The following is a 23,501-nucleotide window of genomic DNA, read 5'->3' as shown; positions in this document are numbered from 1 at the left end:
CTCACCATGTAGCGTGGAGGTTACCTTGGTTCGCGCTGGTCGCGCGAGGTTCTGTTCGTAAAATGCGATGCGGTGCGGGCTTGCCCGCACCGCGAAGACATCAACGAAACGGCAGCGCGTACATCAGGCCGCCCTGTTCCCACAATGCATTCTGCCCACGGGGCAATTTGATCGATGTGCGTTCGCCGAGGTTTTTGGCGAAGAGTTCGCCATAGTTTCCCCCGGCCGCGATCGCGCGTTCAGCCCAAGCGGCATCAAGACCAAGCTGTTTGCCGAAATCGCCTTCTTTCCCCAGAAGGCGCTTGATTTCCGGGTTGTCGGAACCGGCCGCGAGTTGTTTCACATTCTCAGCGGTGATGCCAAGCTCCTCAGCGGAGATGAGGGCGTTCAGCGTCCAGCGTGTCATGTCGGCCCATTGATCGTCTCCCTGGCGGACCAGCGGCCCGAGCGGTTCCTTTGACATGATATCGGCGAGGATGACGTGGTCATCGGGGTTTGCGAAACTGGAGCGGATCGAGGCCAGATCGGAACCGTCACTCGTCATGACGTCACATGCGCCGGCCAGATATTTCTGCTGGTTTTCAGCGCCGTTTTCGACGGGGACCGGCTCATAGGTGAGGTTGTTCTTTTTAAAGTATTCGGCGAGATTGAGTTCTGTCGTCGTTCCGCTGGTGATGCAGACAGTTGCGCCGTTGAGATCCTTTGCGGAACTTATCCCCAGAGACCGGGGAACCATGAATGTCTGTCCGTCATAAAACGACACGCCCGCGAATGTGAATTTCAGATCGACATCGCGTGAAAAGGTCCAGGTCGTCGTGCGGGACAGAATGTCGATTTCACCCGAAGCCAAGGCTGAAAACCGGGTCTGCGCCGTCGTCGGAACGAAATTTACCGCCTTGGGGTCTTTGAGGACGGCCGCCGCAACGGCGCGACAATAGGAGATGTCCAGGCCCTGCCAGGTGCCGGAGGCATCTGGCGCGGAGAAACCGGGCTGGCCGGTGGTCACGCCGCAATTCAGTTTGCCACGCGCCTGAACATCGGCCATGGTGCCGGCTGAAACGATACCGGCCGTCAGTGTCGCCGCCGCAAGCGTGGCAAGAGCAGTCGTCATTTTCATTGCTATTCTCCCAGTTGTGATCCGGCGGCGGGTGGCTTTTACCGATTTCTCCGCGGCCCGGTCGGTTGCGTTTCCCTGTTTCATTCGGTCCTGTTTGATCCCGCGTTCGGCGAGACGGTGTTCGATAGGCTATGATATAGGCTCCGCCCTCACAGCCCGGCGACGGCGGCGGTTATGCGCTCGATCGCTTCATCGACCGTGGAGCGTGGGCAGCCGAGATTGACGCGCATGAAGCCATGGCCTTCAATCCCGAATTTCTGGCCCTTATCGAGCCAGACCCGCGCCCTGGTCAGCATGAATTTATTGAGCGCTTCGGCATCCAGCCCAAGACCGCGGCAATCCATCCACGCCAGATAAAGGGAGTCGGTTGGGAGGACTTTCAGGCGCGGGTCCGCTGCGTTGATCGATGTGGCGAAATGTGCGTGATTTGCGCGCAGATAGGTCAGCATCTCCTCAAGCCACGGTTCGCCGTGGGCATAAGCCGCTTCTGCTGCGACCATTCCCATGATGTTCACCAGTTCGAAGACGTTGCGCTCATACTGACGGCGCAATTCTTCCCGCAGCCTTCTGTTCGGGACAAAGACATTGGCGCTTTGCAGGCCGGGCAGATTGAACGTCTTGCTTGGGGCGGTGCAGGTGATGCTATTCTGCGCGAATTTCTCGCCGAGCGAGGCGAAAGGAATGTGTTTCCTGTCCGGATTGAGGATGAGGTCCTCATGGATTTCGTCGGAAATGACCAGCACGCCATGGCGGGCGCAGATTTCGCCCATTGCGCGCAATTCGTCTTCCGACCAGACATTTCCGGTGGGATTATGGGGGTGACTCAGGATGAAAATTTTCGTGTTGCCGCGGATCGCCGCCTCGAAGCTCTTTTCATTGAACCGGTAGCCGTCGCCGGTGAAGTCGAGCGGCGCAAATGCCAGATGACGGCCGTTCAACAGAACGTCGTTATGGAAATGCGCGTAGACTGGCGGTTGGATCAGAACGGTGTCACCCGGGGCCGAAAAAGCCTGCACGGCCGTCTTCAGCGTGGTGATGATGCCGGAGGTCTGGAGCACCCATTCCCTCGGCACATCCCAGCCGAAACGTCGCTGCTGCCAACTGACCACGGCGTCCACATAGGATGACGTAGCGCCGCCGGGATAACCGAACACCCCGTGTTCGACAGCTTCATGGAGTGCGTCAATGACGGCTTGAGGTGCTTTGAAATCGGTATCGGCGACCCACATCGGCAGGGGATCGGCCGCAGCTTCGTCCGGTGTCAGCAGCTTGCCCGCATAGGCCCATTTCATCGAGTTGCTGTTCCTGCGATCAATGACCTCGTCGAAGATCGACGGAGAAAATCCATTGCTCATCGCGTGCTGGGCCGCAGTCGCCGGTTTTGTCACTGCTATGTCCTTTCGTCCATTAAGGCTGGGTCCACCTGTTGACGAAAAGGTTAGCCTCAATACATTATGAGCGGAAATGGTATTATTTCATTTAGCAATGAGGATAGTTCATAATGCTCGACCGGCAGCATTTAGCGATTTTGCGGGAAGTCAGCCGCCGTGGCAGTGTCACCGCGGCTGCCGAGAGGCTGAACGTCACGCAGTCGGCGCTCAGCCATACGGTCGCCAAGTTCGAGGAACGCCAAGGCATCAAGGTCTGGACAAAGACAGGCCGCGGATTGCGATTGACCCAAGCTGGAGAATATCTGTTGAGCGTCGCCGAACGGATATTGCCGCAGATGGAGCATGCGGAACGGGTCCTGACAGACTTTGCGTTGGGGCGAAGAGGAGCGTTGCGCGTTGGTATGGAATGTCATCCATGTCAGCGCTGGTTGTCGCGTATCGCCACTCCCTATCTCACACGCTGGCCCGATGTCGATTTCGATGTTCGCACGGCTTTTCGCTTTGATGGCGTCGAAGCGCTTCTCGGCTTCGAAGTCGATCTGCTCATTACCCCGGATCCGGTAGAGACGCCGGACCTGCTATTCACACCCGTTTTCGACTACGAACTCGTCCTGATGGTGCATGAGACACATCCGCTTGCCGCGCAGACCTTTGCGCGGCCCCAGGATCTGATCGATCAGGAGCTGATCACCGTGCCGGTAACCCTGGAACGACTGGACATATATACCCAGTTTCTGGTTCCTGCCCATTGTCGGCCCCGCCGGCACCGTACCGCCGAAACCATCGATTTGATGCTGCAACTCGTTTGCGCAGGCAGGGGAGTGACCGTGCTGCCGGATTGGCTCTTGCAGGAAGACGCGGCGGGATTGCCGATCCGGGCGCTCAGCCTTGGCGAAGCGGGTATCCGCAAGAGCATCAATCTCGGTGTGCGCCGTGGCGAGGAGACGACGTCCTATATCGAAGGTTTCCTCGAACTCGCACGGGAGATGGGGCGCTCACCTTTGCCATGATGCTGAATGTCAATCACGACGAGCGGCCGGGCTAGCGCCGGGATGTGAGCCGGCGCCCCTTTGCCTCGGCACACTAAGCCTGAACTTGCAGTTCCGTCATCATGCCGGTTTCCAGATGCCCCATGTGGTGGCAATGGAGCATCCACGGAGCGGCTTCGCCCGCATCGAATGCGATGGTTACCCTGTTCATCGGCGGAACATGGACAGTATCGCGCAACGCGCCTGCGATACGCCGTGTGCCGACACCGACGACCTGAAAGACATGGCCGTGCAGGTGCATGGGATGGGCCATCATCGACATGTTGTGGAAGGTTATTTCCACCCGCTCGCCGCTGCGGGCGGGGATAGGGGCGTGATCGCCCCAGCCTCGGCCGTTGATTGTCCACCGATAGGGCATCATCGAACCATCCAGCATGACATTATGGCGTCGGATAACCTCGCGCTGCATCAACGGCGTCATGGCCCGCAATGCCGTCTCCTGGTCGAGATTGCGAGAGAAGGCGGGATGTTGCGCGTCTGCCGTGCCGGCTATCCGGGCAATGGACGCGCGCGCGGGCGCGAGGATGATGCCTGTCCGCTGCGGCGCGCCTTCGCGAAGGCAGAGCACGGGCAACGCCGATCCGTCGGCCGGCATGTCGATCTCAATGTCCAGCCGCTGGCCAGGCGCAAAGCCGAAACGGGTTGCCTCGTGCGGAACACAGGCTTCGCCATCGGTGGCCACGAGCCGCCCACGCACGGCCCCGATATCTATCCAGAAGGCCGTCATCGACGAGGCATTCACCGCCCGCAGGAGAATCCGTCCGCCCCGTTCGACGCGCACCACGTCCGGGTCATCGAGCGTGCGATCATTCGCCAGATAGGCGTCAAACTCGAAATCGTTCAGATCCATCTTCATGGATGCCATGTCCGTCATACCCGACATTTCCGGCATCGCTTTCGGGTCCGCTGCACCGCCATGGCCCATCGCGGCGTGATCCATGCCCGTTCCGCCTGCCACTTCGCGGAGCACGGCCTCAGGCGGCTTGAAGGAGAAGTCGTGCAGAAACAGCACCACCTCCTGCCGGTCAGCGGCAAGATCGGCTTCAGAACGCACGATCAGCGGTGCGGCGAGAAGGCCGACCTCCTGTGCCGGAATGTGGCTATGCATCCAGAAGGTGCCTGGTCTCGCGGCATAATCGTAAGAACGCGTTTCGCCCGGGCGCAGCATCGGGCTGGTGTTGGGCACGCCGTCCTGGGCATTGGGCGGAATCTGGCCGTGCCAGTGGATGATTGTGTCTCCGTCGAGCCCATTGGTCAGATCCACGCGGAAGCGTTGTCCGGGATCAAGGGTAAGTCCGGGTTCCCCTTTCGCATTGACAAGTCCCATGACGGTGGCGGCGCGTCCTGCCACCTCGATCGTGCGTGTCGTGGCAGTGAGTGTGGTTGCACTGGGGGCGGCCCAGACGCGGGCGGGCAAGAGGAATGCTGCCGATGCCGCTGCGGAAGCCGCAAGAAAGCCGCGGCGTGAGATAGGATGTGTCATGTTCAATCTCGCAATTTTCATTGAAACGGACCGTCAATGAGTTCAGGTCCGGCGGTGGAGGAGGACCAAGGCTACGAAACGGGTAGCCAGCGACTGTCAGTCGGGCTTTGCCGGGGACCGGGTAAGCGCGGTGATCAACAAAACGGTCAGGGTGACAAAGCCGCCGAAGGTGAGGAGCATGGCGAGCGGTCCGAACAGCATCATCCAGCCCATTCCATTCCTCATTTCGGTCATGGGTGACATTCCGTTAAAGCTCGCCGGTGTCGGGAAGGGCGGAACCGGGCCGAAACCGTGATACAGGATCATTGTTGTCACGCCGGTGAGCAGCGAGAGGATGGAAATCGTGGCGAGTGTCGTTCTGCGGTTCATGGTTTTCTCCAGATGATTTTAGCCGTTTAGTGGCCACCATCTGGCGCGGTAAACGTCACCCAAGTTTTTCAGGACGCTGCGTTTTTGTGACAAGTTGTTACAGAGAGGCTTTCAGGCAAAACTTGTTTCATCTTTTCCCGGCAGTCTCTTCACGATTGGGATAAGTGGAAAGTCATGCAAAACAGTCCTCATATACTCATCGTCGACGATCACCGCGAAATCCGCGAACTGGTCTCGCGTGCGCTCGTCAAGGAGGGTTTTCGCACCAGTGTCGCCGCCGACGGGCGGGCGATGCGAAAGGTGATGGCGGATGCTCACATTGACCTCATCATTCTCGACCTGATGTTGCCGGGGGAGGATGGCCTCTCGCTCTGTCGCGGGTTGCGCGCGCAATCGACGGTCCCGATCATCATGCTGACGGCCAAGGGAGACGAGATAGACCGTGTTGTCGGCCTTGAACTCGGCGCTGACGACTATGTCTCGAAGCCTTTCGGCAGCCGTGAATTGGTCGCCCGGATAAGGGCGGTGCTGCGCCGGAGCGAGAATGACGGGGTGGCAGATCCGACCCGGCGCGCCAGGCAATATTGTTTCGACCGCTGGCGCCTCGACACCGGTGCAAGAGAACTCCAGCGTGACGACGGGATTACGGTGCCGCTCAGCACCGGCGAGTTCGATCTTCTGCTTGTTTTGATAGAAAGGCCGGGACGGGTGCTGAGCCGCGATCAACTGCTGGATCTGGCCCGAGGACGGGCCGCCGGCTCGTTCGACCGCAGCATCGACACGCAGGTGAGCCGGCTGCGTAAAAAACTCGAGGTCGATCCCACCACGCCGAAAATTATCAAGACCGTCTGGGGCGGCGGTTATGTGTTTGCGCCAGAGGTAACGTCCGAATGAGGCGCCTGCTTCCACAGAGCCTGTTCGGCCAGACCCTGCTCGTGCTCCTGGCCGGTCTTCTGGCCTCTCATCTGATCGGCACATGGATATACAGCGCCGACCGCGGGCAGATCGTGCGCGCGGTCGGCGGTTTGGCGATAGCGCAACGGATCACCAATCTGACGCGGCTCGTGCGTGATGCGCCCACCGAATGGCGGGTCCGTATCGCGAAGGATTCCAGCGATGAGACATTTCAAGTCGCGCTTTCGGCGGAGCCGCCCCGGCCAGCCTTAACCGACAACGACACGCCGGCGGCAGAGGCACTGAAACAGCTGCTTGTCGAGCAGCTTGCTCTCAGCGGTGCCTCCGAGCCGTTGGTCTCTGCCTCCCGGCCGCGTGGCATGATGGTGGACATGGCGGAGCGAATGATGTCGCAGCACGGCATGGGCGAGAGCCCGATGATGTCCGGCTTCGGTAGTTTGGGTCCGTTCGCGGGATTTCGCGAATTGCAGGTTGCCATTCCGGTTGAGCAAGGACAGTGGCTGACCTTTAAAACGGTCCTGCCGGAAAGCGGCACGGCCTTTTCCCTGCGCTTCCTTGTGTCGATGGGTATCATGGCGGCGATCACGGTGCTGGTGTCGATCTGGGTCGTCCGCCGGGTCTCGGCGCCGCTGACAGCGCTTTCAAAGGCGGCCCTGAGGCTGGGGGAAGACCTGAACGCGCCGCCGATGCCGGAGGTCGGAACGGTCGAGACCCGGCAGGCCGCACGCGCCTTCAATGCCATGCAGGCGCGCTTGCGTGGCATGATCAATGATCGCACCAGGATGCTGGCCGCCATCTCTCACGATTTCCGTACGCCGCTGACGCTATTGCGGCTCAGGGTCGAGAATGTCGAAGATGCGGCCGAGCGCGAGAAAATGCTCTCGACCATAGCCGACCTCAATAAAATGGTCACAACGACACTGGAATTCGCAAGCGGCGCGACACAACAGCCGGTCCGTCGTCCGACGGACCTTGCGGCCCTGCTCGAGAGCATGGCGGATGATCTTTCCGATGCCGGCCTGCCGGTGGTGTGTATGGATGCCGCTCAGCCGATCATTTACGCCTGCGACCCGGCAACGCTGAAACGCGCATTGACCAATCTGATCGACAATGCCGTGAAATATGGCGGCCGCGCCGAGCTTGCAATCCATGAGACGCCGCAGACGATTGAAATCACGATCGACGACGCAGGCCCCGGTATTCCCGAAGAGGAACTCACGCATGTTTTCGAGCCGCTTTACAGGCTGGAAAGCTCACGCAGCCGGGAAACAGGCGGGATGGGGTTGGGGCTTGCGATCGCCCTGTCCATCATTCGCGCCCATGGAGGGCAGCTCACACTGTCAAACCGGGCGGAAGGGGGGCTTCGGGCGTTGATCTGTTTTCCGCGAACCGAAGCAAGTTAGCCAGTTGAACCCGGACGCTCGTTTTCGCAACCGGGACGTTCAGTTGCCGAGTGCCGTCCGGAGTCCCCACATGAAACCCGGCCTTACGGCGCTGATATGGTCCGTGCCCTCTATGACCTTCGAGGACATATTCAATCCGCCGTAACCGCGTGAGCGGAGACGGGACTGGAACTTCTGCATGCCGGCGACCATGTCGTTCGTCTTTCCCTTCCGCGCAGGATCGTGGCGAGACGTCTCAAGACCCCCGACATAGAAGAGTACATGCGCGTTCAGTTGGTGGCGCCTTTTGGCGTAGTCGTCTTCGAGCCTGTAGATTGCTTCGTCGGCGAACCAAAAGGATGGGCTGCCGAGGATGTAGGTCTGGAAAAGCGAAGGTTCGGTCAGAAGGATATGGGCACCGAGCAACCCTCCATAGGAATGTCCCCAGAAAATGCGGCGACCGGATGCGAGCCGGTAGCGATCCTCGACATAATGCAGGACGACGTCGCGCAGGTAGTTTTGATAGGCGGCCGCGCCGCCATAAATCCTGCCGCTTCCCGGGAGCGTTACAGGCGTGTAGTCGCGACGGCGGCTGTCCTCAAGCGCCTCGCCGAGCGCATAGGAAAGGCCGACGACAACGGCCTCCTCGACTTGACTGTTTTCTGCAAGCAGGCGGGCGTCGCAGCTCAACTTTGGAAAGGCGCGGCCGCCATCGGCGATGACTAAGAGGGGATAGTTTCTTTCTGGACGCTCCGAATAGTCTGCGGGCAGACTGATATAGATTTCGTAGCGGCGGCCCGACGCGGGATCCGGTAGTTGCACGGTCAGGGCTTCACTTTTCGAACAGAGCGACTTCGCTTCGGATGGCGAGAAGAATGCGGGTGCTGCTGTCGTGACGAATGTCGCCATGAAAACCAACGCCAATCTCCAGATCGATATGGATGTCATCTCTCGTCGCTCTGTTTATCGGCTCTTCTTCAATCGGGCGGCCTGCCAGACCAAAGGTACAAGAATGATCGCAACGGCGGGCAGGACGAGCCTGTTGATGCTGCCCCATCCCGAATTATAGAGAAGCGAGCCGGCGAAGAACGAAGCGCAGGCAACCGTTCCGAAGACCAGAAAATCGTTTGCGCCCTGTGCCTTACCGCGCTCCGCCGGCGTATGGCAATCCGCGACCATGGCCGTGGCGCCGATGAAGCCGAAATTCCAGCCGATACCCAGCAGGATCAGCGAACCCCAGAAATGCGCGATGTCGAGACCGCCGAGCGCGATCAGGGCGGATATGCCGATCAATAGAAGGCCGACGGCCGCAACCCGCTCCTTGCCGAAACGGGCCATCAGACGACCGGTGAAGAAACTGGGCCCGAACATTGCCAGGACATGCCATTGGATGCCGAGGGCAGCGGAATCGACGGAATGACCATGGCCCACCATCGCCATCGGGGCGGCGGTCATGACAAAGGTCATGAGCCCGTAAGACACGACACCTGTGGCCACGGCCAGCATATAGCGCGGCGAAAGCAGGATAGCGGAGAGCGGGCGGACGCCTGTCGTATCGGCTCGTATCAATCCCGAAAGGGGCGGGCGGCGGAGGTATAGCAGGACTGGTATGGCAAGGCCGGCCAGCACCGCCTGACTGAGAAAACTGCCCGCGAAAGAATGACCCGGAAAGGCCTCGCGCGTCCAGATCACCAGTTGCGGTCCGATCACGGCCGCGATCAGGCCGCCGATCATCACACGGGAGATCGCCCTGTCGCGATCGGCACCCGTGAGGCCGTCCGTAGCCGCGAAGCGGTAGCTCTGCACGTAGGAACTATAAAAGCCGGCCAGGAAGGTGCCGATGCAAAAGAGCGCAAAACTGGACTGGATGATACCGGCCGTCGCCACCAGACCGGCTGCGATGCCAAGGATTGCTCCAAGGAGATAACCCGCCCTGCGGCCGAAGCGGAGCATCATGGCTGCCGCCGGAAGCGTTCCGACAGCAAGCCCGAGATTGAGCAGACTGACCGGCAGGGTGGCGGCAGCCGGGTTTGAGGCCAGTTGCTGACCGACCAGCCCTCCCAGTGAAATGACGATGGGAGAGTTGGCCCCGCCAAGGGATTGCGCCGCCGTCAATATCCAGACGTTTCCTGAGGCAATGGTTTTGTATTCCGATGAACCCGCGTCCTCGCAGAGTGTCGGTTTGACGATGTTCATTCGTCATATTCCTTCAGATCGAGCTATTCATATGTGGCGGCAGTCGATGCGCCTACTCCGGCATGCGCAACACGTCAGGATGCAGGAGAGGGCCTTGCTTCAGCCATATCCGCACGCCATCGGCACCGGTGGTGACGTCCATATCCGCTCCGGCCGGCAATCGCCCCCAGCATTCGCAGGACAGTATTTCTCCGTCCCGGATCATGCTCCCCGAAATGACGAGAAATTCCAGCCCGGAAGGGTTTTCGACGCGGACCTGTGTGTTCCGGCGCCATTGTTCGATGCAGACGCGCTCGTGACCGTCATCGAACAGTATCCGAGAGGATATGCCTTCGCTGCGCGCGGTGCCTTGAACACCATCTCCCGCTTGTTTGACGATCTGCACGTCATCGCCTTCACGAAATTGCCAGAGACGAACGAAAATCGTGCAGCCGTTGATGGATGCCGGCACATGGGACGTGCCCGGCGGGTTGCGGAAATAGGTGCCGGCCGGGTAATCGCCGTGCTCATCCTGAAAGACGCCTTCGAGAACCAGTATTTCCTCGCCGCCGGCGTGGACATGGCGCGGAAATGCGCTGCCCGGCGCATAACGTACAATCGACGTTGCTCGCGCCACCTCCGCTCCGACGCGATATAACATCCGTCGATCAACGCCGGCTGCCGGGCTCGAGGTCCAGTCGAGCCTCGATGCGTGGACGATGACGGGGACGCTCAGGTCTTCATTGATCAGCATCGGCCCGATCTCCCATGGTCAACACCATCCGGAACTGGACATCGCCGGATCTCATGCGTTCCACCGCCTCGGAGGCGCGCTCCAGCGGCATGGTTTCGATCATCGGCCGAATTCCGGTCAGGACGCTGAAATCCAGCGTCTTTTCGTTTTCGAAGGGAGAGCCGGTGATCGAGCCGATCACTCCGCGCTCGCCGCCGACGAGGAAGCCCGTGGAAACGGGAAGCGAGTCCTTGCCGATACCGAGCACGACAAGGCGCCCGCCGGGAGCCACCGAGAGCATGAGATCGGCGACCGCTGTAACATTGCCGATCGTTGTCAGGATCGCCTTTGCGCCGCCCATCCCGCGGAGGATGTCGACCGCGCTTTCGGCATTTGCATCGATGTATCGGTGGGCGCCAAGGCTGAGCGCGACCTCGGCTATATCCGCACCGCGGCCAATGGCGACGACACGAAATCCCATCTTCCGGGCATATTGCAACGCCATATGACCGAGGCCGCCAATGCCGAGGACGACCACCGTATCGCCTGCTTCCGCGCCGCTTTTCTTGAGCGCATTGAAGGTGGCGATGCCGGCGCAAAGGATGGGGGCCGCTTCCTCCGACGAAAGATCGTCGGGGATCGATACAAGCCCGGTTGCTCTGGCCGTCATCATTTCCGCATAGCCGCCATCCCTTGACGATCCCAATACGGGCTGGTTGCGGCAGAGATTGAAGCGGCCGCGCCGGCATTGGTCGCATTCGTTGCAATGGCCGCCGAGACGGCCGACACCCACGCGCTGGCCGATTTTCCAGATCGCCGGCGTATCGGCGCCGAGAGCGACGATCCGTCCGACGACTTCATGACCCGGCACCCGGGGCGGCTGAAGTGCCGGGTCGGCGCGATCGATGTCGCCGGCATCGGCGCCGCAGATGCCGCAGGCTTCCACGGCGATCAACACTTCGCCCGCCGGCGGTGAGGGCGTCGGCCGTTCGACGATTTCCAATTTTCCGGGGCTGGATATCTGCACGGCCTTATAGGTGGATTTCATGCGCTATTGCCCTTTCGGTGAGGCAGGTTCAATGACATCTGAATTGCAGCGAATAAGGTCTGCCGCGGCCCGCTCGCCTGCTTCAATGGCTCCCGCCAGATAGCCGGGCGAATTAGCTGCGGTTTCACTGCCGGAGAGGGTAATCCACCCGCTCCAGTCCGCATCGACCCAGTCATGTTGGCCGCCGGCGGGATGTCCTGCGGCCGTCAGGTCAAGCTCCGTCGCGGTCAGGGTGTCGATGGCCCAGTCCTTGTAAAGCGTGGCAACCGGATGGAGGGCTTCCGCACCGAATATCTGGCCGAGCTGGGCCACGGACGCGGCAAGCAGGGCATTTTCATTGAGTTGCATCCGGCTTCGGGCGGGAATGCCGACAAATCCGAAAAGCGCAGCCTTGCCGGACGCTGTCGTCGCATCGTGGATTTCAACCAATGGTCCGGCCATGCTTTGCGCAGCACCTGAGAAGCCGGCTTCGCGCCAGAACGGCCGCTCGTAAACGGCGAAAAACTTTGCATGCGGGGCCATCCAGGTCGGTGTGGCTCGCCACAGGGCGCGTGTCGCGTTCCGGGGCGGTGGCGAGAATTCCACCGTGGCCTCAAGGAGACGCGGCGGCAATGCGAAGACGACATGCGTGGCTTCGATTGTTTCGACACCTGATGCCGTCGAAACTGTCACGGCAAGGCCGGCCTGTGTGCGGGCGATATCGGTAACCCGGGATTCGAGGTGCAGGCAATCCTGCGGGAGACGGGCGGCCAGCGCCGAGACCATGGCGCCGGTGCCGCCCGCCAGCCGCATCGATGAAGGTTGATGGCGAAATGAAGGATAGCGCTCCGGCATTCCGCCTTGCAAGCGCTGGAAAAGCATCAAGCCATCGGTGTGTTGCGGAATGAATGTCAGCCCGAGTTCATCGACAAGAGGCAAAATCTCCGGCGTCATATCCGGCCAAAACCAGGACGGTCCAAGATCGAGGCCGTCATTCGACGGGCGGTTGTCCTCGCCCGCCGACAGGATGCGGCCGCCGAGACGGCTGCGGGCTTCTATCAGGCAAACGGGCAGGCCCGCCTGATGCAGCCTGTAGGCTGTCACCAGGCCGGAAAGTCCACCGCCGACAATGAGTATGCGTCTGGTGCCGATAGGGATCATCTGATTGCTGGAACCTGAAGTCAGCACTCCGCCGGCCCTCAGGCAACCTCGTAGATGCGGATTTCAGGTGCCGCCACAAGCAGGGGCTTCAATCCGGTCACGACATCGTCGTTGAACATTGCGCTTTCGAGATAGGCTTTCGCATGGTCGCTCGTGTCAAAGCCGTGCAGGACCTGAACGTCATCCGGACGGATCAACAACTCCTTGGATGTGGCTCCAGCGATCTCGGACAGGAACGATTGCTTGTATTTCTGATAGATGTTCGCCGCAGCGGCGCGGTCGCTTTCCTTGATTTGAAGCGTAATTTCGAGGTAGGCCATGATTTCCCTTTCGGTTCACGCACGGCCATCGGCCGTCAGCAGTTTGCATGCGCAAACTTCAACGGAAGTCGCCTCTTGGACAAATGAGACTTTCTTCGTCGCGGGAAAGAAAAACTATCTCACGACAGGAAGCGTGCCTGCGCTTCATCGAATAGCCAATCGCGGAAGGCTTTCAGTTTAGGCAGCGCGGCATATTCTGTTCGGTAGACAACATAATAGGCCAGTTTCGAGGCCACCCGGACATCGGGAAAAAGCCTTTTGAGCCGGCCGGCGGCGAGATCGTCATGGGCGAGAATGCTTCTCGCCAGGGCGATACCTCGTCCCTCTATCGCGGCCTGCAGTACAGCGGCCGAGTTGTTGATCCTCATACCCCGTTGTGGCGGTGGCCCGGTGACGTCCGCAGCCTCCAGCCAGGCCGGCCAGCCAATGAAACCCACCGAAGGGTCAACGGACAGATCGTGAATGAGAGGCGCGTTCTGGAGGTCCTGCGGTGACACCAGATGATGTGCGGTGTGAAAACCGGGCGAGCAGACGGGAAAGACATCCTCGTCCATCAGTTTCTCGGCGATAAGCTCCGGCCATGTCCCATCGCCGTAGCGCACGCCGATATCGAGGCCCTGTGCCTTGAAATCGGCAAGTTTCAGGCTCGTCTCGATCCGGATATCCGTGTCCGGGCATCTAGCCTGAAAATGGTCGATCCGAGGCATCAGCCATTTGGCCGCAAAGGCGGGACTGACGGTGACATTGAGGATGCCGCTCGTCGTCGATTCGTGCAGGCGCTGCAGCCCGATGCCCAGCCTGTCGAGACCGGCGCGAATATCCGGAAGCGCATTTTCCGCCGGCTCCGTCAGCTTCAATCGGGTTTTGCCCGAGGTGCTGCGATGGAAGAGCGGCATGCCGAGCCACTCTTCCAGTCCGCGCACAAGTTGGCCGACCGCCGCCGCGGTGACGTTGAGTTCCTCTGCCGCCGCGGAAAAACTGCCGTGCCGGGCGCTTGCCTCGAAGGCGCGCAGTGCATTGAGATAGACCGGCGCTTTCTTCTGCATGGCGGACTTTCCTCCCTGGCCGGCCATGCTCTCATACGAGGGCAGCGCTGCCATTCTCGAATATTGACGGGTTCTCCAGAACGTTTGCGATCAGCATCGCGCCTTCCAGCGTCGCAAGCGCATGAAACGCCTTGTCCCTGCCGAGGCCGGCGGCCTCCAGTTTTTCGATGCCCAGCAGGAAGAAACGTTTCACTTCCATCCGCACCTCTTCCGGCAGGTCGTGTGCGGTCGCCGCCAGCGTGCCGCACAGGCACATGCGCCCGTCACGTCGCAAAGCGGTGAAAAAGGTCCGTTTCCAGGCTTCGATGGCGCCCGTTCCCCGATCGATCTCGGCGTCCACGGCAGCCATGAAACGGTCCGTGTAACGTTTGGCCACAGCCGCGGCGAGCTTCTCCTTCGCCGGAAAATGGTAATGGACGGAAGAGGCTTTCACGCCGACATCTGCGGCCACGTCCCTGAAGCTGAAACCGCTGTAGCCGCCGCTTCGAATTCGTCTCTCCGCAGCATCCAGAATTGCAGCTGTCGTGTCGGTCATTTTCAGAATCCTCTCTATCTAGTGTTAGATAGGGCTTGCATCCGCGAAACGCAATCCATAAGTAGATTGCCTATCTAACGTTAGATAGACAACAAGGAGACAGAGAATGCGTTTTGAAAACAAGGTAATTGCGATCACCGGTGGCGGCTCAGGCATTGGCAAGGAAGCTGCGGCCCGATTCCTGGCGGAGGGCGCAAAGGTCGCCATCAATGGCCGCGATCTGGCAAAACTGGAGGCTGCCGCGAAGGAGATCGATCCGAGCGGGCAGAATGTCGTCGTGTCTGCAGGTGACATCGCAAAGCCGGAGACTGGTGCCGCGCTCGTTGATACCGCGGTTTCGACGTTCGGCAAGCTCGATATTCTGGTGAACAATGCGGGGGTCTTTAATCCGAAACCGTTCCTTGAACTGACCGAGACGGATTATGACTGGTATCTGGACACGATCCTGAAGGGCAAGTTCTTCACGGCACAGGCCGCCGCGAAGGCGATGAAGGACAAGGGTGGAGCGATCGTCCAGACCGGTTCCCTATGGGCGATCCAGGCTATCGGTGCGACGCCGTCGGCAGCCTATTCCGCAGCCAATGCCGGCGTCCACGCCATGGTTCGCAACCTTGCTATAGAGCTTGCGCCCTATAATATCCGCATCAATGCCGTCGCTCCGGCCGTTGTCGAAACGCCGGTCTACAACACCTTCCTGTCGGACGATCAGGTCAAACAGGTTCTGCCAACCTTTAATGCCTTCCATCCGCTCGGTCGTAATGGCCAGCCGCGCGACGTGGCCGAAGCGATCCTTTTCCTGGCGTCCGAACAGGCATCATGGATCACCGGCACGATCCTCCCCGTAGACGGCGGTGTCACCGCCGGCCGCCAGTAGGAGGCTTTCATGAGCAACATGCAGGACTGGAATTCATACCGCGACGCCCTGATCGGCCGCGTCGGCGATTTCGCAAAGCTCAGCCCCGATGTTCTTCGCGGGTTGAACATCATGGAAGCCAGCGGCAACAAGACCGGTAAGCTTGAGCCGAAGATGCACGAGATCATTGCTCTGGCTGTTGCGGTCACGACCCGCTGCGACGGATGCATTGCGGTTCATACGAAAAAGGCGATTGAGCTTGGCGCGACCGAGGAGGAAATCGCCGAAGCGCTCGGCGTCGCAATTGCCCTCAATGCCGGCGCCGCATTGACCTATTCGGCTCGCGTCTTCGACGCGATCAAAAACCTGCCGGGCAAGTGATGTAAGTCCCGATCAGCGCGAGACATGCGCTCGCGCTGATCGGGCATGTAGCTGGGATTATTTCTCGAATTCCCAATTGTTTCGGACCCGGGACCATTTCAAGTACTGAAGCCTGCGGCATGCCCGCAACGGTTTCTGAAAATGATTGCGGGCGTGCCTCCGAAACCAGACGCCGTCATGAGGTTCGCACCTTCGATGGCCATGATGCTGTCGTCGCCAGAAATGCTGCCTCACCTCGCTGGATCCCGACATCTGGATGATCATGAGGAACCTACAGACGACAGTCGCAACAGGGATGGCCGGCACACCTATTTATCCTGTCCACGGCACGAACAATCCAATCCTGGTCGGCAACACTGTCCCGACCGGCTACAGCCTTTTTTGGGATCAGGATATCAGTTGCCCACGGGTGATTTCGGTCGCTGCCTACGGAAGCCCTGGTTCCCGTGTTAGCCCACTTTTCCCATCGGCAGTCGCAGGTTCATACCGATCATGATCATCCTGACAGCATCCTCCGCTGCGCGGGCCAGAAGCTTGGGTGCCAGTGATATTGCATCCTCAAGGGAGCATGGTCGGGTCAATATCGAGGCGAAAGCATCGATCCCGCACTCGAAATTGAGCCTCACTCCCTTGCCGATCGTACCTGCGAGGGCAACGACGGGAACGCCGGCTTCCTTGGCCCGACGGGCGATTTCGGCAGGAACCTTGCCGAAGGGGGTCTGGCCATCAAGGCTTCCTTCTGCGGTGATCACGAGGTCGGCGTTGCGCAGATAGTCGTCGACATCGAGATATTGCATGACGATATCGTAGCGGGGATGAAGCTTGCCGCAGAGCAGGCCGAGGACCGCCGCACCCAGACCACCGGATGCGCCGGCACCTGGTGCAGAGCCGACATCAATATCTGTGGCGTCCTTGATGCGGGCGGCATAGATTTCCATCGCCGCAGCGAGCTCTTCCACCTGTTCCGGCGTCGCGCCTTTCTGCGGGCCAAAAATGCGGGCGACACCACGTTCTCCGAGAAGCTGGTTGTGCCAGTTCACAGCGGCATCAATGCGCACCCCGGACAGGCGCGGATCGCGGTTGCCGAGATCGATGCGGTCCAGTCTTGTCAATGCCGCGCCGCCGCGATCAAGATCGCGGCCGGCGGCGTCGAGCAGTCGAACGCCCAGCGCCTGGGCCATGCCGGCACCACCGTCATTGATGCCGCTGTCGCCGCAGCCGAGCAATATTCGTCTTGCGCCACGGTCGAGCGCGGCGCGCACGAGTTCGCCGACCCCATAGCTGGTGGTCAGGCAGGGATTGCGGCGATCGCGCGGAACAAGGCTGAGGCCGGCGGCCGCGGCCATTTCGATGACCGCCGTCGGCTCGGCGCATCCGCCGAGAAACCCGACAAAGGCCGGGACGGGTTGCCCAAGCGGGCCGGTCACCGTCACCGGGTGGATGGTGCCATTGGTGGCGCCGATCAATGCCCGGGTAAAACCTTCGCCGCCGTCGGCCATGGGCGCCTTGACCACAACAGAGCCGGGGAATGCGCGCAGAACACCTTTTTCAATGCAGTCGGCGGCCTGTTCGGCTGACAGGCTTTCCTTGAAACCAGAGGGGGCAACTACAACGCGGAAGGGCATGGGACGATCCTTTCATGACAGTTATGTGACGTTGGGGAAACGTGCTGGCCCGATGCTTATTCCGGCGATTGAAAAATTTAGTCGGATAAATAATAGAAGGCCGCATGTCGCGGCCTTCTATTTGTTGTAAATCGCTGTTTATGTTAGTTTTTCTGAAAAAATCCCTGCATCGGCCAAAGAAACGTGGCCGAGAGGATGAGTAGTAATATGAAGGGTGGCAGGAGGAAGTAACCAAGCTTGCGCAGGTCGGCTTGCGTGAATGCCGCGGGCTCCAGGCCACCGAACAGGACCACCGGTTTTGCCGATACCATTGTCATCTGGCAAAAGCCGCTTGCCAGTGTCACCGCCATCACAAGTACGGCCGGTTCCACGCCAAGGCCGGACAAGGGCAGCGCAAAGGCGGGAATGAGAACCGTCACCCGTGCTGTGCGCGAGGTGATCACCAGATGGGAAATGGCGGCGACAATCACGGCAAACGAGATGATGATGACCGGTGCGGTGATCATGCTCTGGCGGAAAACGGCCACCAGCCGGTCGGCCAGCATCTGCGCCGTTCCCGTCTCGATCAGCGCTTCGCCGATGACGAGGGTGCCCGCCATGAAAAGAAGCAGGTTCCACTCGACGGTTTTCAAGGCCGCCTTCAACGTCATGCCGGAGACGTTCGGTGTGCAGAGCACAAGGGCTGCCACCATGCCGGTCAGTGCCATCCCGATACCGTGAATGGATTGGGTGGAAAACATCAGGACGGTAAGGCAGACCACCCCCGCGACGACGACCTGTTCTCTGGAGAAGGGGAGGGTACGTGTCAGCCCCGCTTTGCTGTCCGGCGCCATGTCGCGTTCCTCTCTGGTGAGAAACACATGCAGCAGGATGGCGCAGGCGAACAGGCAGGTGATGAGCGAAAACGGGCCGGCCAGCATCAGCCAGGCAATGAAATCCGGTTGAGTTCCGGTGAGGCGGAACAAAAAACCGGCTGCGATCAGATGCGCTCCGGCCCCGATCAGGGATGCGCCGGCCGACAGGAGGATAATCGTTGGAAAGAGCAGGCCGAGGGCGCGCGAGATCCGGCTGTTGCCGATTGCGCTCGAGAGCCCGAGATAGACCGGCATGAGGATCGCGGCCCGGGCTGAGGTGGAGGGAATGACGAAGGCAGTCGCGAAGGTCAGAAATGTCAGCATCCAGAACATGGAGCGTATGCTGCGCATTTTCGGCATCAGACGCGCCGTCACCTGCTCGATGAGACCCACATTCCTCAATACGCCGGCAATCACGAATGCAGACAGAAGAAGCCAGATGATGTCATTGCCCAGCGACTGGTAAACCAAATCTTCCGGTATGGCGCCGACGACGGCAAGGGCGGTGGCTCCGGTCAGGGCAACCGGCGTTTCGGGCAGTTCCAGCACCGTCCATGCGGTGATGGCCGAGAAGAAGATGAACAGCGTTGCCCGCATCGGCATTGTCAGGCCGTCGATTGCAAGGAAGATCAGCACGGCAGCGAAGACAGTCAGCAGCGCTGCGACGATCTGCCTGAGGCGCCGGATGGAAACGGTTGTCTCGGTTATGGCGACTGTCGCCAGTTCTTTCTTTGGATTTGCCGTGGGCAAGGACATGAGGTGCGCCACCACTCGGCCTCCTTTGAATTGCGCCGTCATCTGAGGGCGGTTTCGGATCGGGAGGCCGCCAGGCGGCTCAAAACTCCCCGTGTGGGAATATGAACGTTCGATGACGGTGGTTATTCCCAGCCAAAGTGAGTTTTTAAATGCAGGGTGGTCCGGGGAAATTGTCATTCCACGGAATAAAGCCGCGGCAGTCGCGTTCATCGGCAGGTATCGACACCAGACATGGAAGGAGAAAAGTCATGAGTTCGATTTTTGCCGCAGGCGCGGCGGCGCTACTTGCCACGGTAACCCTCACAGTTGCGGCATCTCCGGCGCATACCACGCCGATGCCGCCGCAGCTTACCGTGCGCTCACACATCGTCCTGGTGGATGATGACAATGATGACGACGATGATCGTCGTTACAGTCGCCGCTATCGTGGTGACAATGATGGATGGCGGGGGGTCCGTGATGGTTCCTCCGATGACGACGATGATGACGATGATGACGATGACGACGACGACGATTGATATCCCGCATCAAAATCTAATGTTCATGCCCGGCCTTGTGCCGGGCATTTTCATTGCGGGCGCGTATGAACGAGGTCAGACGATAAACGACACCGGCGAACTCAGCTTTGGCACAAGGATCGTGCGTTCAGCAGGCCCCAGCCGAAAATCGCGTCCTTGCCCGGTGCACCCATGTCGCTTGCCGAGCGTGCCAGCGCATCCGCCAGATCGTTCGGCCGCATGTCCGGATTTGCGCCCAGCAGCAGCGAGGCCGCGGCCGTCACGAAAGGCGCGGCGAAAGATGTGCCACTCTTCTGTCTGCCGCCGGAGATGGAGGCGGCGGTCCACACGCCGACGCCAGGCGCGGCAATGTCGACATATTCACCGCGAACGGCGCGCCGATAGGGCTTCATGCTTCTGTCCACGGCCGTCACGGCGATGACATCCGCATAGGCTGCGGGATAGACCGGCTTGGCGTTCGGACCTTCATTGCCGGCTGCGGCGATCAGGATCGTGCCTTTGTCGATTGTCGCGCGCACCGCCTTTTCGAGCAGCGCGTTCGCCGGTCCGCTCAGGCTGAGGTTGACGATCCGGATTTTTCTCTCGGCCAGCACGTCAATTGCCCGGATGAGATCGTATGTTTCGGCAATATCGGCCGTTCTGCGATATCGCTGGAAGGCATCTATCGCCACAAGGCGGCCGGACGGGAGGAGGCCGGGCGCGCGGCTGCCCGCAGCCCCGACCAGAAGGGCGGCAACCGCGGTTCCATGCTGCTCGCCCGAGGGCGATCTTGCATCATCGCCCAGTTGCACGACCTCGATCGTGGCCTCGGCAAGCGATGTGTGCCCGGCGTTTATGGCGGTGTCGATGAGGCCGATCGGCAATGGTGCGGCACAGCTCGGCGTTTGATCCTGACTGCCATCGAGAGGCCAGCCGACCATATGCCTGACGAGCCTGCAGCCATCACCCGAACAGGAGGAGGCTTCCTTCTGTTCCGGCCGATAGAAATGATTGAAATCCACGGATGCGGCGGGAGCCGCGGCGATGACGGCCTGTCGTGCGGTCTCCAGCGTCATGCCCCGTGGTATCGTCAGCTTGACCAACTCGCTGCCGGTTAGCGCAACGTTTATTCGCTCATCGGCGGCAAACCCTTGCTGCGCCAGATTTGCAATCGATGTCTCGTCGAGACCGAGTGCCAGGATTTCGCTGGGCGCATGATCCGGAACGGTCACGGCCCTTCGGGGCGGCGGCCTGCGCTCCGCCCGCTGGAATGGCCAGCCGAAAAGCGAGCGCAGATCGCCGCGCGGACGCCGGTCGTCACTGCCGCGGTTTCCTCCGCCGGAAGAGCCGCCATACCCGCTACCACCACCATCGTCGTCATCGCTGCCGCCATCGTCATCATCGTCGGCGAGTGCTGCCGCAATACCAGGGGCCACGCCCGCCGATTGCAGCAGCGGTAGCCCGGTCACTGAACCGGCGGCGATGAGGATAATGGTGCAAAACCCGAAACGAAACGGTGCAATCTTCGACAAAAGACTATCTCCGGTAGAAAATACGCTCGAAAGATTCCGAACATGTATGGGAATGTTACCTCAGGTAGACGTTTGTCTCGACAGATTATTCCGTTCCGTGCCAAACAAATCGCATGACGAATGAAATGCCCACAGTGCCGCAGAGGCTGGTCGAGTTCCTGCCCAATCTGCGTCGATTTGCGATTTCGCTCTGCCATTCACGCGAATTGGCCGATGATCTCGTGCAGGCCGCTTGCGAGCGGGCAATCGTTGCTGCCGACAGTTTTGTGCCCGATACCCGTTTCGATGCCTGGATGTTTCGTATCCTGCGCAATCTCTGGATCGATCATCTTCGCCGCGCCCGGACCGCTGGTCCGCAGGAGGAGATCGAGAAGGCCTATGATGTATCGGTGCCTTCGGGAGAGGCGGCGGCGCATGCCCGCATGGAGCTGATGGAGGTGGCAACGGCCTTGCAGAAACTGCCGGAAGAACAGCGCGAAGTGCTGGTTCTCGTCTGTATCGAGGAGCTGAGTTACCGCGATACGGCCGATGTTCTCGCCATTCCCATCGGCACGGTCATGAGCCGGCTGGCGCGGGCGCGCAAACATCTGGCGGAACTGACAGGAATAAGTCTCGGGGAGAAACGTTCGTCCGATACGAAAGGCGGCGTGGCATGATTATGGAACATTTTGACGACGAGACATTGATGGCATTTGCCGATGGCGAACTCGACGAGGCCACCAGCCTGCGTCTGGAAAAGGCGCTCGAAAGCGATGAAGCGCTCGCCGAACGCCTCGCCGTTTTTCTCGACACGCGGACGGCGCTTGCCGCCACCATGAAACCGCTGATCGACGAACCGGTGCCGGACGCGCTTGCCGCATCGGTGCGCCGCATGGTCGAAAAGGCCGAAGTCGACGCTTCCCGTACGGAAGACGACAACGTCATCGCTTTCCATAAACGGGAAAAGCCGGAGATACCTCGTCGGGGACAGCGCTGGTTGATGCCTGTTGCGGCATCCATACTTGCTGTCATTACCGGCATCGGCGGCTTCATGGCGGGGCGTGGAAGTATCGAGCCCGGCCTGTCTCTCGAGCACACATTATCTGCCGCACTCGATCGCCAGCCGTCCGGCAGTGATACCGCACTCGGCCAGTCCGAAGCGCTCCGCATTGTCTCAAGCTTTGTCGATGGCCGGGGCGAACTCTGCCGGGAATACGAATTGAAACGGCAGCAAGACAGCACGACGGCCATTGCATGCAGATCGGGCAACATGTGGATAACGCGTCTCGCACTGTCATCCCCCCGGGCCGACGGTTATGTTCCGGCGTCCTCCCAGGAAACGATCGACGCCTATCTGGCATCGATTGAAGCCGGCGGGCCACTTTCGGCTGCGGAAGAACAACGCCTGCTCGCGCGCAAGGCCGAATGACTTTTGCCTCATGGCGGATCGGTTTCGATCCGTGTCATGATTTTCGGCGAGCAGCCGTTGCCGTTTCGATACCTGGAGCGAGGTGGCTGTCGAACCAGGTGATCATGTCGCGAACTTTGCCTTCGGCAGGCCTGATGTTACCCGCGTTCACCAGTTCAGCCGCCGCTTGGGACATCGCCAGCAGAATCCGTGCGGTTTCCGGTACATATGGCAGGTCAGCCCCTGCTTCGTGGCGTTCGCGTATAATCTGATAACGAAGGCTCTCGGGATAGGTCCATGCGCTCACGAGCATATCATGAACGCTAACCTGCTGGCCGCCGATATCGATCGTGGCATCGCGGTCGGTTTCAACATACCCTGATGCCTCAATGCGCTCGCAGGCATTGAGTGCTGCATTCATCATATTCCTGATTACATCCCAGTCCGTTTTCATGTCACTCTCCCTCGCGACTGCGCCGACTGTACGACAATATGTTGATGGTCCACCCAAACGCCACGGATGACGCTCGAAAAATGCGAGGCGATGCCGCAACCTTTGGTGATGGACCGCGCCAGGCGCGATCCATCGTCGCAATTATGCTTCACCGTTCCCGATAGAAGATCATCCCGCCATGGTGCAGGACATCGTCTATGAACTCTCCATCCGCGGTAAAGCCGGTGTCGTCCCAGTAGTTGATGTGATTGCCGGTCACAACGTAGCGACCCTGATAGGCACTTTTACGGTTGCCGCGGGCTTCATCATAGCGCCCATTGGCCAAAAGCTCCTGACGGATGTGGCCGTCACCCGTTACCCACATTCCGACATAGGGATGAGCTTGCGGCGAAGCGGAGTCGGCGCGGGTTTCTGTTCCTGTAAGGATGGCCAGGGCGGCGGCCATGGATATCGTCATGT

General features: G+C 60.1%; 25 protein-coding genes. 8 read left to right on the top strand and 17 right to left on the bottom strand.

Annotated elements, in window-relative coordinates; translation table 11 throughout:
* Window positions 1-100: 100 nt before the first annotated feature.
* Together JZX88_RS19750 and JZX88_RS19745 are read right to left on the bottom strand one after the other, a co-directional pair.
* Window positions 101-1,117 (bottom strand): amino acid ABC transporter substrate-binding protein, encoded by a 1,017-nt coding sequence (locus tag JZX88_RS19750; protein WP_206914527.1) that lies wholly within the window; start codon window positions 1,115-1,117, stop codon window positions 101-103.
* A 149-nt stretch (window positions 1,118-1,266) separates the two neighbouring features.
* The gene (locus JZX88_RS19745) at window positions 1,267-2,505 is read right to left on the bottom strand and encodes a MalY/PatB family protein (RefSeq protein ID WP_371741204.1); all 1,239 of its coding nucleotides are present in this window, start codon (window positions 2,503-2,505) and stop codon (window positions 1,267-1,269) included.
* Window positions 2,506-2,618: 113 nt separating this feature from the next.
* Here JZX88_RS19745 and JZX88_RS19740 point away from each other — a divergent pair, with 113 nt between their 5' ends.
* The gene (locus tag JZX88_RS19740; protein ID WP_174032940.1) at window positions 2,619-3,518 is read left to right on the top strand and encodes a LysR family transcriptional regulator; all 900 of its coding nucleotides are present in this window, start codon (window positions 2,619-2,621) and stop codon (window positions 3,516-3,518) included.
* Between the two features lie 73 nt (window positions 3,519-3,591).
* Here the strand turns inward: JZX88_RS19740 and JZX88_RS19735 are convergent, their stop codons facing one another.
* On the bottom strand, window positions 3,592-5,040 hold the full coding sequence (locus JZX88_RS19735) for a multicopper oxidase family protein (RefSeq protein WP_206914526.1): 1,449 nt from the start codon (window positions 5,038-5,040) through the stop codon (window positions 3,592-3,594).
* Window positions 5,041-5,136: 96 nt separating this feature from the next.
* Window positions 5,137-5,409: a hypothetical protein gene (locus JZX88_RS19730; protein ID WP_206914525.1), complete on the bottom strand. Its 273-nt coding sequence runs from the start codon at window positions 5,407-5,409 to the stop codon at window positions 5,137-5,139.
* A gap of 174 nt (window positions 5,410-5,583) precedes the next feature.
* On the opposite strand from JZX88_RS19730, the gene JZX88_RS19725 reads away from it, so the two are divergent.
* Complete coding sequence (locus tag JZX88_RS19725) at window positions 5,584-6,303, top strand: response regulator (protein ID WP_206914524.1); 720 nt, start codon at window positions 5,584-5,586, stop codon at window positions 6,301-6,303.
* On the top strand, window positions 6,300-7,727 hold the full coding sequence (locus tag JZX88_RS19720) for an ATP-binding protein (RefSeq protein ID WP_206914523.1): 1,428 nt from the start codon (window positions 6,300-6,302) through the stop codon (window positions 7,725-7,727). The genes JZX88_RS19725 and JZX88_RS19720 overlap by 4 nt, the downstream gene beginning before the upstream one ends.
* A 39-nt stretch (window positions 7,728-7,766) precedes the next feature.
* Here the strand turns inward: JZX88_RS19720 and JZX88_RS19715 are convergent, their stop codons facing one another.
* The 8 genes from JZX88_RS19715 to JZX88_RS19680 all read right to left on the bottom strand — a co-directional run bounded on the left by JZX88_RS19715 (window position 7,767) and on the right by JZX88_RS19680 (window position 14,703).
* A complete protein-coding gene (locus JZX88_RS19715) occupies window positions 7,767-8,615 on the bottom strand; it encodes an alpha/beta hydrolase (RefSeq protein WP_206914522.1) in 849 nt (282 codons plus the stop codon).
* 54 nt (window positions 8,616-8,669) lie between these two features.
* On the bottom strand, window positions 8,670-9,902 hold the full coding sequence (locus tag JZX88_RS19710) for an MFS transporter (RefSeq protein ID WP_206914521.1): 1,233 nt from the start codon (window positions 9,900-9,902) through the stop codon (window positions 8,670-8,672).
* Between the two features lie 52 nt (window positions 9,903-9,954).
* A complete protein-coding gene (locus tag JZX88_RS19705) occupies window positions 9,955-10,635 on the bottom strand; it encodes a cupin domain-containing protein (RefSeq protein ID WP_206914520.1) in 681 nt (226 codons plus the stop codon).
* The gene (locus JZX88_RS19700; protein WP_206914519.1) at window positions 10,622-11,662 is read right to left on the bottom strand and encodes an alcohol dehydrogenase; all 1,041 of its coding nucleotides are present in this window, start codon (window positions 11,660-11,662) and stop codon (window positions 10,622-10,624) included. Before JZX88_RS19700 ends, JZX88_RS19705 begins: the two co-directional genes overlap by 14 nt.
* Window positions 11,663-11,665: 3 nt before the next feature.
* Window positions 11,666-12,802 carry an FAD-dependent oxidoreductase gene (locus JZX88_RS19695; protein ID WP_206914518.1) on the bottom strand — a complete coding sequence of 379 codons (1,137 nt, stop codon included), beginning with the start codon at window positions 12,800-12,802 and terminating at the stop codon, window positions 11,666-11,668.
* Window positions 12,803-12,840: 38 nt separating this feature from the next.
* A complete protein-coding gene (locus tag JZX88_RS19690; protein WP_110758829.1) occupies window positions 12,841-13,122 on the bottom strand; it encodes a hypothetical protein in 282 nt (93 codons plus the stop codon).
* A gap of 119 nt (window positions 13,123-13,241) precedes the next feature.
* A complete protein-coding gene (gene gcvA, locus JZX88_RS19685; RefSeq protein ID WP_206914517.1) occupies window positions 13,242-14,168 on the bottom strand; it encodes a transcriptional regulator GcvA in 927 nt (308 codons plus the stop codon).
* 31 nt (window positions 14,169-14,199) lie between these two features.
* The gene (locus JZX88_RS19680) at window positions 14,200-14,703 is read right to left on the bottom strand and encodes a TetR/AcrR family transcriptional regulator (RefSeq protein ID WP_065117895.1); all 504 of its coding nucleotides are present in this window, start codon (window positions 14,701-14,703) and stop codon (window positions 14,200-14,202) included.
* Window positions 14,704-14,809: 106 nt separating this feature from the next.
* Between JZX88_RS19680 and JZX88_RS19675 the strand changes: the two genes are divergently transcribed.
* On the top strand, window positions 14,810-15,577 hold the full coding sequence (locus tag JZX88_RS19675; protein ID WP_174032088.1) for an SDR family NAD(P)-dependent oxidoreductase: 768 nt from the start codon (window positions 14,810-14,812) through the stop codon (window positions 15,575-15,577).
* 18 nt (window positions 15,578-15,595) lie between these two features.
* Window positions 15,596-15,937, top strand: coding sequence for a carboxymuconolactone decarboxylase family protein (locus tag JZX88_RS19670; protein WP_206914553.1), 342 nt, complete (start codon window positions 15,596-15,598; stop codon window positions 15,935-15,937).
* A gap of 449 nt (window positions 15,938-16,386) precedes the next feature.
* Here the strand turns inward: JZX88_RS19670 and JZX88_RS19665 are convergent, their stop codons facing one another.
* Both JZX88_RS19665 and JZX88_RS19660 read right to left on the bottom strand, forming a co-directional pair.
* The gene (locus JZX88_RS19665) at window positions 16,387-17,562 is read right to left on the bottom strand and encodes a glycerate kinase (RefSeq protein ID WP_206914516.1); all 1,176 of its coding nucleotides are present in this window, start codon (window positions 17,560-17,562) and stop codon (window positions 16,387-16,389) included.
* A 143-nt stretch (window positions 17,563-17,705) separates the two neighbouring features.
* Entirely contained in the window at window positions 17,706-19,172 is a 1,467-nt protein-coding gene (locus JZX88_RS19660) for an SLC13 family permease (protein ID WP_206914515.1), read from the bottom strand.
* A gap of 248 nt (window positions 19,173-19,420) precedes the next feature.
* On the opposite strand from JZX88_RS19660, the gene JZX88_RS19655 reads away from it, so the two are divergent.
* Complete coding sequence (locus JZX88_RS19655; RefSeq protein ID WP_206914514.1) at window positions 19,421-19,690, top strand: hypothetical protein; 270 nt, start codon at window positions 19,421-19,423, stop codon at window positions 19,688-19,690.
* Window positions 19,691-19,791: 101 nt separating this feature from the next.
* On the opposite strand, the gene JZX88_RS19650 is transcribed toward JZX88_RS19655, so the two are convergent.
* Entirely contained in the window at window positions 19,792-21,201 is a 1,410-nt protein-coding gene (locus JZX88_RS19650) for a S8 family serine peptidase (RefSeq protein WP_246753505.1), read from the bottom strand.
* A 113-nt stretch (window positions 21,202-21,314) separates the two neighbouring features.
* Between JZX88_RS19650 and JZX88_RS19645 the strand changes: the two genes are divergently transcribed.
* Together JZX88_RS19645 and JZX88_RS19640 are read left to right on the top strand one after the other, a co-directional pair.
* Window positions 21,315-21,857: an RNA polymerase sigma factor gene (locus JZX88_RS19645; protein ID WP_065117890.1), complete on the top strand. Its 543-nt coding sequence runs from the start codon at window positions 21,315-21,317 to the stop codon at window positions 21,855-21,857.
* Window positions 21,854-22,609, top strand: a complete 756-nt coding sequence (locus JZX88_RS19640) for an anti-sigma factor (RefSeq protein WP_206914513.1) — start codon at window positions 21,854-21,856, stop codon at window positions 22,607-22,609. The genes JZX88_RS19645 and JZX88_RS19640 overlap by 4 nt, the downstream gene beginning before the upstream one ends.
* A gap of 34 nt (window positions 22,610-22,643) precedes the next feature.
* Here the strand turns inward: JZX88_RS19640 and JZX88_RS19635 are convergent, their stop codons facing one another.
* Both JZX88_RS19635 and JZX88_RS19630 read right to left on the bottom strand, forming a co-directional pair.
* Entirely contained in the window at window positions 22,644-23,042 is a 399-nt protein-coding gene (locus tag JZX88_RS19635; protein ID WP_065117888.1) for a hypothetical protein, read from the bottom strand.
* A gap of 148 nt (window positions 23,043-23,190) precedes the next feature.
* The gene (locus JZX88_RS19630) at window positions 23,191-23,487 is read right to left on the bottom strand and encodes an Atu4866 domain-containing protein (protein ID WP_262518323.1); all 297 of its coding nucleotides are present in this window, start codon (window positions 23,485-23,487) and stop codon (window positions 23,191-23,193) included.
* Window positions 23,488-23,501 lie beyond the last annotated feature (14 nt).

This window comes from Agrobacterium sp. OT33 (genome assembly GCF_017313365.1).
In the GTDB taxonomy this organism is placed as follows: Bacteria; Pseudomonadota; Alphaproteobacteria; order Rhizobiales; family Rhizobiaceae; genus Agrobacterium; species Agrobacterium rhizogenes_A.
The sequence above is the reverse complement of the archived record's forward strand: the minus strand, read 5'-3'. Positions and strand labels throughout refer to the sequence as shown.

Excerpts from the sequence above, each read along its gene's own strand:
- JZX88_RS19750 (WP_206914527.1), bottom strand. The coding sequence starts at position 1,117 with ATGAAAATGACGACTGCTCTTGCCACGCTTGCGGCGGCGACACTGACG.
- JZX88_RS19740 (WP_174032940.1), top strand. The coding sequence starts at position 2,619 with ATGCTCGACCGGCAGCATTTAGCGATTTTGCGGGAAGTCAGCCGCCGT.
- JZX88_RS19735 (WP_206914526.1), bottom strand. The coding sequence starts at position 5,040 with ATGACACATCCTATCTCACGCCGCGGCTTTCTTGCGGCTTCCGCAGCG.
- JZX88_RS19730 (WP_206914525.1), bottom strand. The coding sequence starts at position 5,409 with ATGAACCGCAGAACGACACTCGCCACGATTTCCATCCTCTCGCTGCTC.
- JZX88_RS19725 (WP_206914524.1), top strand. The coding sequence starts at position 5,584 with ATGCAAAACAGTCCTCATATACTCATCGTCGACGATCACCGCGAAATC.
- JZX88_RS19720 (WP_206914523.1), top strand. The coding sequence starts at position 6,300 with ATGAGGCGCCTGCTTCCACAGAGCCTGTTCGGCCAGACCCTGCTCGTG.
- JZX88_RS19715 (WP_206914522.1), bottom strand. The coding sequence starts at position 8,615 with ATGGCGACATTCGTCACGACAGCAGCACCCGCATTCTTCTCGCCATCC.
- JZX88_RS19710 (WP_206914521.1), bottom strand. The coding sequence starts at position 9,902 with ATGAACATCGTCAAACCGACACTCTGCGAGGACGCGGGTTCATCGGAA.
- JZX88_RS19705 (WP_206914520.1), bottom strand. The coding sequence starts at position 10,635 with ATGCTGATCAATGAAGACCTGAGCGTCCCCGTCATCGTCCACGCATCG.
- JZX88_RS19700 (WP_206914519.1), bottom strand. The coding sequence starts at position 11,662 with ATGAAATCCACCTATAAGGCCGTGCAGATATCCAGCCCCGGAAAATTG.
- JZX88_RS19695 (WP_206914518.1), bottom strand. The coding sequence starts at position 12,802 with ATGATCCCTATCGGCACCAGACGCATACTCATTGTCGGCGGTGGACTT.
- JZX88_RS19690 (WP_110758829.1), bottom strand. The coding sequence starts at position 13,122 with ATGGCCTACCTCGAAATTACGCTTCAAATCAAGGAAAGCGACCGCGCC.
- gcvA (WP_206914517.1), bottom strand. The coding sequence starts at position 14,168 with ATGCAGAAGAAAGCGCCGGTCTATCTCAATGCACTGCGCGCCTTCGAG.
- JZX88_RS19680 (WP_065117895.1), bottom strand. The coding sequence starts at position 14,703 with ATGACCGACACGACAGCTGCAATTCTGGATGCTGCGGAGAGACGAATT.
- JZX88_RS19675 (WP_174032088.1), top strand. The coding sequence starts at position 14,810 with ATGCGTTTTGAAAACAAGGTAATTGCGATCACCGGTGGCGGCTCAGGC.
- JZX88_RS19670 (WP_206914553.1), top strand. The coding sequence starts at position 15,596 with ATGCAGGACTGGAATTCATACCGCGACGCCCTGATCGGCCGCGTCGGC.
- JZX88_RS19665 (WP_206914516.1), bottom strand. The coding sequence starts at position 17,562 with ATGCCCTTCCGCGTTGTAGTTGCCCCCTCTGGTTTCAAGGAAAGCCTG.
- JZX88_RS19660 (WP_206914515.1), bottom strand. The coding sequence starts at position 19,172 with ATGTCCTTGCCCACGGCAAATCCAAAGAAAGAACTGGCGACAGTCGCC.
- JZX88_RS19655 (WP_206914514.1), top strand. The coding sequence starts at position 19,421 with ATGAGTTCGATTTTTGCCGCAGGCGCGGCGGCGCTACTTGCCACGGTA.
- JZX88_RS19645 (WP_065117890.1), top strand. The coding sequence starts at position 21,315 with ATGACGAATGAAATGCCCACAGTGCCGCAGAGGCTGGTCGAGTTCCTG.
- JZX88_RS19640 (WP_206914513.1), top strand. The coding sequence starts at position 21,854 with ATGATTATGGAACATTTTGACGACGAGACATTGATGGCATTTGCCGAT.
- JZX88_RS19635 (WP_065117888.1), bottom strand. The coding sequence starts at position 23,042 with ATGAAAACGGACTGGGATGTAATCAGGAATATGATGAATGCAGCACTC.
- JZX88_RS19630 (WP_262518323.1), bottom strand. The coding sequence starts at position 23,487 with ATGGCCGCCGCCCTGGCCATCCTTACAGGAACAGAAACCCGCGCCGAC.